We start from the raw sequence: 11,698 nt of genomic DNA on the forward strand, positions 1-11,698 counted from the left end.
GTGCTCAGGGTAGGACTCACGGGCGGCATCGGCTCGGGCAAGAGTGAGGTGTCGCGACGGCTCGCGGCGCGCGGCGCGATCGTCATAGACGCGGACAAGATCGCGCGGGAGGTGGTGGAGCCGGGGACTTCCGGCCTCGCCGAGATCGTCCAGGCGTTCGGTGACGGCGTGCTGCGCCCGGACGGGACGCTCGACCGGGAACGGCTCGGCTCGATCGTGTTCGCCGACCCCGGCAAGCTGAAGGTGCTCAACGGGATCGTCCACCCGAGGGTCGGCGCCCGGGTCGAGGAGCTCCAGCAGGCCGCTCCCGCCGGGGCGATCGTCGTCTACGACGTGCCGCTGCTCGCCGAGAACGGCCTCGCCGCCATGTACGACCTGGTGATCGTCGTGGACGCCTCCGACGGCGTCCGCGTCCACCGGCTGGGAGAGTTCCGGGGTATGACCGAGGAGGACGCACGGGCCAGGATCGCGGTCCAGGCATCCCGCGAGGACCGCCTCGACGTGGCCGACATCGTGATCGACAACGAGGGCTCGCTGGAGCTTCTCGACGCCCGGGTCGGCGAGGTCTGGGATGAGCTCGTCGCCCGGGCGGGTGCGTACGCCCCCGGCGGCGGGTGACCGAGACGGCGTTCCGGCCAGATCGTGTCCCGGATGCCGGCGGCTCCGCGGGCTTTCGAGCGGCAGGGATGAGGTGTTGGCCGTGGGGGGAGGTCTGCGGCGGCTGGACGTCCTCGACCGGATCCGGCTCGGCCTGCTCGCGGCAGGTCTGCTGTGCGCGGCCACCGGGCTCCTCCCTCTGACGGCGGCAGCGGAGAGTCTCGCCCGCGTCGCGCCCTTGCTGCTGTTCCTGGTCGCGGTCATCGTGCTCGCGGAACTGGCCAGGGAGGCCCAGGTCTTCGACGTCGTGGCGACTCGCCTGGCGATCGTCGGCGGGGGTAGCTATCCGGCGCTTTTTCTGCTTTGTACGGCTTTCGCATCACTTGTAACGATATTTCTCAATCTAGACACGACGGCTGTGCTGCTCACCCCGGTGATGGTGGCGCTGGCGCGGCGGGCCGGGATCAGGCCGCTGCCGCTGGCCGTGACGACGGTGTGGCTGGCCAATACGGCGAGCCTGGTGTTGCCGGTCTCCAACCTGACGAACTTGCTGGCGATGAACCGGTTCGCGCTCGGCACACGCGGTTTCGCCGCGCGGATGTGGGCGCCGGGACTCACCTCGATCGCGGTCACGATGGTGTTCCTCTGGGTCTTCTTCTGGCGTCGGGCGGAGCGGGGTGAGGAACGCTACCGGCCGCCGGCCGTGGTGCCAGTGGCCGACCGGCTGCTGTTCACGGCCGCCGTCTCCGTGTGCGTGCTGTTCGCCGCCGCGATCCTCGCGGGGGTGCGGATCGAGATCGCCGCGCTCGGCGCCGCCGTGGCCGTGGTCGCCGCCTTCGCATGGCGCGACCGCTCGAAGCTCGGTTGGTCTCTCATCCCGTGGCGGCTCCTGGTCTTCGTCACAGGGCTGTTCCTGGTGGTGCCCACGCTCGCCAGGCTCGGCCTGGCGGACGTGATGCGCGCGGTCGTCGGCGTCGACGGCGGCGTGTCGGGCGCATGCCGGGCGGCAGCGGCGGGGGCCGGACTGTCGAGCATGGTGAACAACCTGCCCGCCTACGTCGCCGCGGAGCAGGTGATCCCACCCGCAGACGGGACGCGGCTGCTCTCTCTGCTCGTCGGCGTCAACATCGGTCCAGTCGTGACGCCATGGGGGTCACTGGCCACGCTCCTGTGGTTCGAGTGGTGCCGCCGCCGCGAGGTGCCGGTGCCGATCGGCAGGTTCGTCGTGACGGGTGCCGGACTGGCCGTGGCAGCTCTCGCCGCGACGGTCGGCGTCCTGCTGCTCACCGCCTGAACTCATCGCTGCCGGGGGGCCTGTCGACGGTCCGAGCCTTTTGGCGCGGAGCCGCGGCCAGAGCCGGGATCCGTACCGGAATTGTCGGCCGTGCGGCGTAGGTTATGGAGACGTGAGCATCCGGCGGCGGGGGCCGGGCGGATCGGGGCCAGACGCGGGGCGAGAGCGAAGTGGTGAGCGAGCGATGAAGTCTCTGATCGACCTGCAGCGCAAGGCGGCGCCCTTCGAGGTCGTCACCGAGATGACGCCGTCCGGTGACCAGCCGACGGCCATCGCCGAGCTGGAACGCCGGGTCCGGGCCGGGGCGAAGGACACGGTCCTGCTGGGCGCGACGGGCACCGGCAAAACCGCCACCGTGGCCTGGCTGGTGGAGCGGCTCCAGCGCCCCACGCTGGTCATGCAGCCGAACAAGACGCTCGCCGCGCAGTTCGCCAACGAGCTTCGGGAGATGCTGCCGAACAACGCGGTCGAGTACTTCGTCTCGTATTACGACTACTACCAGCCCGAGGCGTACGTCCCCCAGAGCGACACCTACATCGAGAAGGACTCCTCGATCAACGAGGAGGTGGAACGGCTGCGGCATTCGGCGACCTGGTCCCTGGTGTCGCGGCGCGACGTGGTCGTGGTCGCCTCGGTCTCCTGCATCTACGGTCTGGGCACCCCCCAGGAGTACGTCGAGCGGATGGTCGGGCTGAAGGTCGGCCAGCAGATCGACCGGGACCAACTGCTGCGCAGGCTCGTCGACATGCAGTACGCCCGCAATGACCTGGCCTTCACCCGTGGCACGTTCCGGGTGCGCGGGGACACGGTCGAGGTCATTCCCGTCTACCAGGAGCTCGCCGTCCGCATCGAGATGTTCGGCGACGAGATCGAGAAGCTGGCCACCCTCCACCCGCTGACCGGTGAGGTCGTCGCCGAGGACGACGAACTGCACATCTTCCCCGCGTCGCACTACGTGGCCGGGCCGGAGCGGATGGAGCGGGCCATCAACGACATCGAGGCCGAGCTCGCCGAGCGGCTGGCCGATCTGGAGCGACAGGGCAAGCTGCTGGAGGCCCAGCGGCTGCGCATGCGGACCGCCTACGACATCGAGATGATGCGCCAGATCGGCAGTTGCGCCGGCATCGAGAACTACTCGCGGCACATCGACGGGCGCGCGGCGGGCACTGCGCCGCACACCCTGCTGGACTTCTTCCCGGAGGACTTCCTGCTCGTCCTCGACGAGTCGCACCAGACCGTGCCGCAGATCGGCGCGATGTACGAGGGCGACGCCTCGCGTAAGCGCACGCTTGTCGATCACGGGTTCCGTCTGCCGTCCGCGATGGACAACCGTCCGCTGAAGTGGGAGGAGTTCCTGGAGCGGATCGGCCAGACCGTCTATCTGTCGGCGACCCCAGGGCCGTACGAGCTGGGGCGCAGCAGGGGCGACGTAGTCGAGCAGGTCATCCGGCCCACCGGCCTGGTCGACCCCGAGGTCGTGGTCAAGCCCACCAAGGGTCAGATCGACGACCTCATGGAGGAGATCAGGGCGCGGGCCGAGCGAGACGAGCGGGTCCTGGTCACGACGCTGACCAAGAAGATGGCCGAGGACCTGACCGACTACCTGCTCGAGAACGGCATCCGGGTCCGCTATCTGCACAGCGAGGTGGACACGCTGCGCCGCATCGAGTTGCTGCGCGAGCTTCGCCTGGGTGAGTTCGACGTGCTCGTCGGCATCAACCTGCTCCGTGAGGGCCTCGACCTGCCCGAGGTGTCACTGGTGTCCATCCTGGACGCCGACAAGGAGGGTTTCCTGCGGTCGGAGACCTCGCTCATCCAGACCATCGGCCGTGCCGCCCGTAACGTGTCCGGCCAGGTGCACATGTACGCGGACAAGATCACACCGAGCATGGAACGGGCGATCGAGGAGACCAACCGGCGCCGGGCCAAGCAGGTCGCCTACAACCAGGCCAACGGCATCGACCCCAAGCCGCTGCGTAAGAAGATCGCCGACATCCTGGACAGCCTCGCCAGGGAGGACGCGGACACGGCCCAGATGCTCGGCGGGGCCGGCCGTCAGCAGTCCCGCGGCAAGGCTCCGGTTCCCGGCCTCGCCGCAAAGCAGGCCGGCCGGCACGCGAAGGCCATCGTGGGTGAGATGCCGAGGGCGCAGCTCGAGTCCCTGATCGAGTCCCTGACCGAGCAGATGCACACCGCGGCCGCCGACCTTCAGTTCGAGGTGGCCGCCCGGCTCCGCGACGAGATCAAGGAACTCAAACGCGAGGTCCGCGACATGCGCGAGGCCGGCGTGAAATGAACACTGCGAAATGAGCCCTCCGCAATGAACGCTGCACAGTGACGCCGCGAGGTGATCACTGTGCGGCGATGGTCCTCGGCTTGATCAGCCGAGGAAGGGTCGCAGATCCAGGTCGATGTCCACATCGAAGCCGACGTAGGTCGTGAGCCGTTTGCGATGGATGCCCGTCGGGACGTACGCCTTCACGCTCGGCTCCAGTTCGAACGTGTAGGCGACCGGCTCCTGGTCCTCAAGCTCGATCCGCCACATATACCTGATGCCGGCGTTGGAGTACTTGATCGGCTTGGTGGTCCGATCCCTGTCCTCCGAACCCGGCGACACGACCTCGGCGATGAGGTGAACGTCCTCCGGGTCATACGAGGTCCTGTGCAGATCGGCCAGGGCTTCCCGTTTCACCACAAGGACATCGGGCTCGGGCCGCTGCCGCGGTCCCAGCGTTACCGTCATCTCTCGGGCGACCGCGAGGTGGCACGGGGGACGGATTCCACGCTCACTTTCAGTGAGACGAGTGACCATGAACATGTGGAAGGCGGTCTGGGGAGGCCTCATGACGAGGGAGCCATCGATCAGTTCGACGTGCCGAGGTGCGTCAGGGGGAAGGCAGTCGAGCATCTCGGCGGTCCACCCGCCCGGCGGGCCTGGGTAGAACCACTCAGGGAGAGCCGTGGTCATCCGCTGTCCTCCTCTTACCTTGGCGGGTCACTCGACATCACCATCCTGACACTGAACGTAGCCGTGGGCGACGGATTCGGACGGCAGGGCGACCATCGGCAGCCGGGGCGTGGGCAAGGGGTCGGCGGCCGAGGGGCTGTGCCAGCCGAGTTCGGGGGAGTGTCGCCGTACGATCCTGGCGGGCACCCCGGCGATCACCGAGTGGTCGGGGAACTCGCCCCGCACGACCGCGCCGCCGGCGACGACCGACTGCCGGCCGATCCGGGTGCCCGGCAGGATGATCGCTCCCGTGCCGAGCCAGGAGCCCGGCCCGATGACGACGGGCTTGTTGCGCGGCCACTGCCGCCCGATGGGCGCCTCCGGGTCGTCGTACACGTGGTTCTGGTCGGTGATGTAGACGTAGGGGCCGGTGAAGACGTCGTCGCCGATGTCGATGGACTGGTGGCCGACGATGTGGCTGCCCCTGCCGATGGAACAGCCGCGGCCGATCCGCACGATCGAGCCGGGGCCGAGGTCCACCCCCGGGCCCATGCCGGCGGAGATGGAGACGCGCTCGCCGATGAGCGTGTGGTCGCCGATCTCGATCCATGCCTCGCCGAAGATGGCGCCGGTGGGGAAGGCGACGCACGCCCCGTCGCCGAGGCGGCGGAACCGGTAGCCGCCCGTGGCGCCGGGGGTGAGCGCGGCCGCTTCGCGCACGTAGGACCAACCGCGGTGGACCAGTCGGCCGACGGCACGCTTCACGATCGACATACCGGGACAAGTTACCCGTTGGTCGACTTACCGGCTATAGCGGGTTCGCGCACGTAGGGGGGCGGATAACGGGAAGCGTTTGATATTCTGAGAGCCCGTGGGCATCGCGGTCGCCGACTGGGCGGCCGGGATAGACGACGACCACGGGAGCCATTCTTGCGCAGCGCCGCCCAGACCCGGGAAACACCGTCCAGGGAAACACTGCCCAGGCCGACACCGGCCAGGCAGATTCCGACCAAGCACCTCTTCGTCACCGGTGGCGTCGCCTCCAGTCTCGGCAAAGGGCTCACCGCCTCCAGCCTCGGGCGCCTCCTCAAACTGCGCGGCCTCCGGGTCACCATGCAGAAGCTCGACCCCTACCTCAACGTCGACCCCGGGACGATGAACCCGTTCCAGCACGGCGAGGTGTTCGTCACGGACGACGGCGCCGAGACCGACCTCGACGTCGGCCACTACGAGCGCTTCCTCGACACCGAGCTGCACGGCTCGGCGAACGTGACGACCGGCCAGGTCTACTCCAACGTGATCGCCAAGGAGCGGCGCGGGGAGTATCTGGGCGACACCGTGCAGGTCATCCCGCACATCACCAACGAGATCAAGGACCGCATCCGCGGCATGGCCGGTCCCGACGTCGATGTCGTGATCACCGAGGTCGGCGGCACCGTCGGCGACATCGAGTCGCTGCCGTTCCTCGAGGCCGTACGGCAGGTCCGCCACGAGGTCGGCCGCGACAACGTGTTCTTCCTGCACGTCTCGCTGCTGCCGTACATCGGCCCGAGCGGGGAGCTGAAGACCAAGCCGACCCAGCACTCGGTCGCCGCCCTGCGCAGCATCGGCATCCAGCCCGACGCCATCGTGTGCCGGTCGGACCGGCCGATCACCACCTCGCTCAAGCGTAAGATCAGCCTGATGTGCGACGTGGACGAGGACGCGGTGGTCTCCGCCGTCGACGCCGCCTCGATCTACGACATCCCGAAGGTCCTGCACTCCGAGGGCCTGGACGCGTACGTCGTGCGACGGCTCGGCCTGCCGTTCCGCGACGTGGACTGGACCGAGTGGGACCAGCTGCTGCGCCGGGTGCACCGGCCCGCCAAGGAGGTCACGATCGGGCTGGTCGGGAAATACATCGACCTGCCCGACGCGTACCTGTCCGTCACCGAGGCGCTGCGCGCCGGGGGGTTCGCCGCCGACGCCAGGGTCAACATCCGCTGGGTCCAGAGCGACGACTGCGAGACCCCCGAGGGCGCCGCCCGGGAGCTCGACGGCGTCGACGGGGTGCTGATCCCCGGCGGGTTCGGCGTGCGCGGCATCGAGGGCAAGGTCGGCGCGGTACGGCATGCCCGCGAGCAGAAGATCCCCCTGCTCGGCATCTGCCTCGGCATGCAGTGCATGGTCATCGAGGCGGCCCGCAACCTCGCCGGGATCGCCGAGGCCGACAGCACCGAGTTCGACCCGAAGACCCCGAGCCCGGTCATCTCGACCATGGCCGACCAGGAGGACGTGGTCGCCGGGGAGCGTGACATGGGCGGCACCATGCGGCTCGGTCTCTACCCCGCCAAGCTCGCCGAGGGCTCCATCGCCCGTCGCCTGTACGGCAAAGCCAGGGTGGAGGAGCGGCACCGGCACCGCTACGAGGTGAACAACGCGTTCCGGGAGCCGCTGGAGAAGGTCGGCATGGTGTTCTCCGGCCTGTCCCCGGACGGCAGGCTCGTGGAATACGCCGAGCTGGCCGCCGACCAGCACCCGTTCTTCATCGGCACTCAGGCGCATCCCGAGTTCCGCTCCCGCCCGACCAGGTCGCACCCGCTGTTCAAGGGGCTGGTGGAGGGCGCCCTCGAGTACGCGCAGGCCCGCCAGGCCGGGGCGAACCAGGCTGCGAACCAGGCTGCGAGCCAGCCCGTCGTGAAGGCGGGCCGTACCAAGTGAAGCCGCACCAAGTGAAGCCGCACCAGGTGAAGGCGCCATCCTCGAACGAGCCGTCCCCGGACGTTCCCCCGCAGGTGCGGGACGTCGAGGAGTCGTGGGAGGTCGTGGCCGCCGCTGAGCGGTTCAGCGGGCGGGTCATCTCCGTGCGCACCGACACCGTGGTGATGCCGGACGGCGGGACGGCGGACCGCGACTACGCCGTGCACCCCGGCTCGGTCGCGGTGGTCGCCCTCGACGACTCCGGTCGCGTGCTGCTGATCCGCCAGTACCGGCATCCGATGCGGCGCCTGCTGTGGGAGCTGCCGGCCGGCCTCCGCGACGTGCCCGGCGAGCCGCTGGTGGCCTGCGCGGCGCGCGAGCTGGCCGAGGAGGCGCGTTACCGTGCCCGCGCCTGGGACACGCTGGTCGACGTCTACACCTCGCCCGGCATGACCGACGAGCGCATCCGGATCTTCCTGGCCCGCGACGTGGCGCCGATCCCCGAGGAGGAGGACTCCTACGTCCGCCGGAACGAGGAGATCGACATGCCGGTGGTGTGGATCCCGCTGGCCGAGGCGGTCGACAGAGTGCTGACCGGAATGATCCACAATTCTCCGGCGGTCGCCGGTATCCTCGCCGCATACGCAGCTTCCGCCGACGGATTCAAGGGACTTCGTCCCGCCGACGCGCCGGAGGCATGAGTCCGTAGGGGGACGTCCTGAGCGAGCCCGAGGCGGTGCTGTCCAGCTATCTCGCCCATCTGGCGGTGGAGCGGGGGCTGTCTGCCAACACGCTCGCGTCCTACCGGCGCGACCTGCGCCGCTATATCGAGCATCTGGAGGCACGGGGCCTCGCCACGCTGGCGGACGTCGCGGAGGGGGACGTGGTGGCGTTCCTCGCCGCGTTGCGCGAGGGGGACGACCATCACCCGGCGCTGGTGGCCAGCTCGGCCGCCCGCGCCGTGTCCGCGGTGCGCGGGCTGCACCGGTTCGCGCTCCGCGAGGGCGTCTCCGGTCACGACCCCGCGCACGACGTCCGCCCGCCGCGTCAGATGCGGCGCCTGCCCAAGGCGATCAGCGTCGCCGACGTCGAGCGGCTGCTGGCCGCGTGCGGTCCCGAGGACTCGCCGCTGGCCCTGCGCAACCGCGCGCTCCTGGAGGTCCTGTACGGCACGGGCGCCCGGATCTCCGAGGCCGTCGGGCTCGCCGTCGACGACGTGTCCCACGATCCCGGACAGGAGATCGGACAGGAGCCCGGACAGGACTCGGACCAGGACCCCGGAGAGGATCAGGTGCGGCTGCGCGGCAAGGGCGGGCGGATGAGGATCGTGCCGCTGGGCCGGTACGCCCGCCGGGCGCTCGACGCATACCTGGTCAGGGCGCGGCCCTCGATCGCGGCGCACGGCCGGGGGACACCCGCGCTGTTCCTCAACGCGCGGGGCGGCCGGCTGACCCGGCAGGGCGCCTGGGAGGTGCTCCAGGCCGCGGCGGAGCGGGCCGGACTTTCCGGTGTCTCTCCACACATGTTGCGACATTCGTTCGCAACCCACCTCCTCGATGGCGGCGCGGACGTTAGGGTTGTCCAGGAACTGCTCGGTCACGCCTCGGTGACCACCACGCAGGTGTACACGCTGGTGACGGTCGACAGGCTCCGGGAGGTCTACGCGGCGGCCCATCCCCGCGCGCTGAACTGAGAGCGCCTTGGGCGCGCCGCCTTGCCGCATTGTTGCCGACCCTTTAGATTCGATCAGGTTCGAGGCCGTCAGGGAGGACAAGGTGACTGCGACCACTGAGGCGACGTGGAACGCGGGGATCCCCGGCGGTGCGATCGGGCCTACCGGCCGTCCGCGCCCGGTGTTCCCCGAGCCGACACCGCCGGAGACCCACGGACCGGCGCGGATCGTCGCGATGGTGAATCAGAAGGGCGGCGTCGGCAAGACGACGACCACCATCAACCTCGGCGCCGCGCTGGCCGAGGTGGGCCAGCGGGTCCTGCTGGTGGACTTCGACCCCCAAGGCGCGCTCTCCGTCGGTCTGGGCATCGACCCCCGGCCGATCGAGGCGACGGTCTACGACCTCATCATGGAGGAGCCGGACGTCACCGTCGAGGACGTGCTGCTCGACACCTCCGTCGAGAACATGGAACTGCTCCCCAGCAACATCTTCCTGTCCGGCGCGGAGATCAGGCTGGTCAACGAGGTGGCCAGGGAGTACGCACTGCAGCGGGCGCTGGAGCCGCTGCTGCCGCACTACGACATCTGCCTGATCGACTGCCAGCCCTCGCTCGGCCTGCTCACGGTCAACGCGCTCACCTGCGCGCACAGCGTGATGATTCCACTGGAGTGCGAGTTCTTCGCGCTGCGTGGCGTCGCGTTGCTCATGGAGTCGATCGGCAAGGTCCAGGAGCGCCTGAACAAGAGCCTGGAGATCGACGGCCTGCTCGCCACGATGTACGACCCTCGTACGCTGCACGCGCGCGAAGTTCTCCAGACGATCATGCAGGGGTTCGGGGACAAGGTCTTCCACACGGTGATCAACCGGACCGTCCGCTTCCCCGACGCCACCCTGGCCGGTGAGCCGATCACGCAGTTCGACCCCGGATCGATGGGCGCCACCGCCTATCGTGATCTCGCTCGGGAGCTCCTCGCCCGCTGGCCCGCCCACTCCCGCGGGTGATCTCGTAATTCACTCCGGGAGTCTGGGCGACAATGGGAGGCGTGACGGAGCAGGTGTCCGGGCCCGAGACCCAAGACCAGGCCGGGTTCCAGGTGCATCTGGATGTCTTCGAGGGCCCGTTCGACCTGCTGCTCGGGTTGATCTCCAAACACAAGCTGGACATCACCGAGGTCTCCCTGCATCAGGTCACCGACGAGTTCATCGCGTACATCCGTTCTCGCGGACCCGAGTGGGACCTCGACCAGACGAGCCGCTTCCTGCTGGTCGCCGCGACCCTGCTGGACCTGAAGGCGGCCCGCCTGCTGCCCACCGGCGAAGTCGAGGACGAGGAGGACCTGGCTCTGCTGGAAGCCCGTGACCTGCTCTTCGCGCGGCTCCTGCAGTACCGGGCCTACAAGGAGGTCGCGAAGATCTTCACCGGGCGGCTGGCGGAGGAGGCCCTGCGCTTTCCCCGGTCGGTGCCCATGGAGAAGCGGTTCGCCGACCTGCTGCCGGAGCTCGTCCTCGGCATCGGGCCGGAGCAGCTCGCCAAGATCGCCGCGAAGGCGTTCACGCCGAAGGCTCCGCCGACCGTCTCGGTCTCCCACATCTATCAACCGCTCGCCAGCGTCCGCGAACAAGCCGCTATTCTTGTCGAGCGGTTGCGGCGGGTCGGAAGGGCGACCTTCCGGGCGCTGACCGCCGACTGCGGGGGCACCTTCGAGATCGTCGCCCGGTTCCTGGCCGTCCTGGAGCTGTTCCGGGAGGCCGCCGTCTCCTTCGAGCAGGTCGAGCCGCTCGGCGAGCTGTACGTCACGTGGACCGGCGCCGCGGACGGCGATGTGCTGGTCGGAGACGACTACGACGCGTCACGCGGTGACGGCGGCGCCGAATAGCGAGAGGGGCCCATGGAACGCAGCGAGGCAGTCGAGGCAGTCGAGGCCGCCGGGATCCCGCAGCCCCTGCCGGACCTCAGACCGGCGCTGGAGGCGATCCTGATGGTGGTCGACGAGCCGGTCGCCGAGGTGACCCTCGCTCAGGTCCTGGAGCGGCCGACGAGTGAGATCGGCGCCGCCCTGCGTGATCTGTCCGAGGAATACATCGCGGCCGGACGTGGTTTCGACCTTCGGGAGGTGGCCGGAGGCTGGCGTTTCTACACCCGGGCGGAGTGTGCCCCGCTCGTGGAGCGTTTCGTCAGGGACGGCCAGACGGCGCGGCTGACACAGGCGGCGCTGGAGACCCTCGCCGTGGTCGCCTACCGGCAGCCGGTCAGCCGGGCCCGGGTGGCGGCGATCCGTGGTGTGAACAGCGACGGCGTCATACGGACGCTCACCGCACGAGGCCTGGTCGAGGAGGCCGGAACCGACCCGGAGAGCCAGGCCGTGCTCTACCGGACGACGAGTTACTTCCTGGAGAGGCTGGGGTTGCGTAGCCTCGACGAGCTTCCCGAGCTCGCCCCATTCCTCCCGGACGACGTGGAAATCTTTGAGGAGAAGCAGTGAACAGCAGGCGTGGTACCCCGTCCGG

General features: G+C 69.3%; 11 protein-coding genes. 9 read left to right on the forward strand and 2 right to left on the reverse strand.

The window, feature by feature from the left end:
* The 3 genes from coaE to uvrB all read left to right on the forward strand — a co-directional run bounded on the left by coaE (position 1) and on the right by uvrB (position 4,187).
* Entirely contained in the window at positions 1 to 618 is a 618-nt protein-coding gene (coaE, locus tag Mth01_RS02805) for a dephospho-CoA kinase (RefSeq protein WP_204010590.1), read from the forward strand.
* Positions 619 to 700: 82 nt separating this feature from the next.
* Complete coding sequence (locus tag Mth01_RS02810) at positions 701 to 1,891, forward strand: ArsB/NhaD family transporter (protein ID WP_239089288.1); 1,191 nt, start codon at positions 701 to 703, stop codon at positions 1,889 to 1,891.
* 184 nt (positions 1,892 to 2,075) lie between these two features.
* Complete coding sequence (gene uvrB, locus Mth01_RS02815; RefSeq protein WP_204010596.1) at positions 2,076 to 4,187, forward strand: excinuclease ABC subunit UvrB; 2,112 nt, start codon at positions 2,076 to 2,078, stop codon at positions 4,185 to 4,187.
* A gap of 84 nt (positions 4,188 to 4,271) precedes the next feature.
* Here uvrB and Mth01_RS02820 read toward each other — a convergent pair whose 3' ends face one another.
* Both Mth01_RS02820 and Mth01_RS02825 read right to left on the reverse strand, forming a co-directional pair.
* Positions 4,272 to 4,859, reverse strand: a complete 588-nt coding sequence (locus Mth01_RS02820; protein ID WP_204010612.1) for a Uma2 family endonuclease — start codon at positions 4,857 to 4,859, stop codon at positions 4,272 to 4,274.
* A 27-nt stretch (positions 4,860 to 4,886) separates the two neighbouring features.
* Positions 4,887 to 5,612 carry an acyltransferase gene (locus Mth01_RS02825; RefSeq protein ID WP_204010614.1) on the reverse strand — a complete coding sequence of 242 codons (726 nt, stop codon included), beginning with the start codon at positions 5,610 to 5,612 and terminating at the stop codon, positions 4,887 to 4,889.
* A 228-nt stretch (positions 5,613 to 5,840) separates the two neighbouring features.
* Here Mth01_RS02825 and Mth01_RS02830 point away from each other — a divergent pair, with 228 nt between their 5' ends.
* From Mth01_RS02830 to scpB, 6 genes are all read left to right on the forward strand, one after another.
* A complete protein-coding gene (locus Mth01_RS02830; RefSeq protein ID WP_204010937.1) occupies positions 5,841 to 7,538 on the forward strand; it encodes a CTP synthase in 1,698 nt (565 codons plus the stop codon).
* 26 nt (positions 7,539 to 7,564) lie between these two features.
* Entirely contained in the window at positions 7,565 to 8,218 is a 654-nt protein-coding gene (locus tag Mth01_RS02835) for an NUDIX domain-containing protein (RefSeq protein WP_407695913.1), read from the forward strand.
* Between the two features lie 35 nt (positions 8,219 to 8,253).
* Complete coding sequence (locus Mth01_RS02840; protein ID WP_239089289.1) at positions 8,254 to 9,210, forward strand: site-specific tyrosine recombinase XerD; 957 nt, start codon at positions 8,254 to 8,256, stop codon at positions 9,208 to 9,210.
* A gap of 82 nt (positions 9,211 to 9,292) precedes the next feature.
* A complete protein-coding gene (locus Mth01_RS02845; RefSeq protein WP_275408873.1) occupies positions 9,293 to 10,192 on the forward strand; it encodes a ParA family protein in 900 nt (299 codons plus the stop codon).
* Positions 10,193 to 10,224: 32 nt separating this feature from the next.
* Positions 10,225 to 11,067, forward strand: coding sequence for a segregation and condensation protein A (locus Mth01_RS02850; protein ID WP_204010621.1), 843 nt, complete (start codon positions 10,225 to 10,227; stop codon positions 11,065 to 11,067).
* A gap of 12 nt (positions 11,068 to 11,079) precedes the next feature.
* Positions 11,080 to 11,673, forward strand: coding sequence for an SMC-Scp complex subunit ScpB (scpB, locus tag Mth01_RS02855; protein WP_204010628.1), 594 nt, complete (start codon positions 11,080 to 11,082; stop codon positions 11,671 to 11,673).
* The last annotated feature ends 25 nt before the right edge of the window (positions 11,674 to 11,698 follow it).

It is taken from the genome of Sphaerimonospora thailandensis (assembly GCF_016863115.1).
GTDB lineage: Bacteria > Actinomycetota > Actinomycetes > Streptosporangiales > Streptosporangiaceae > Sphaerimonospora > Sphaerimonospora cavernae.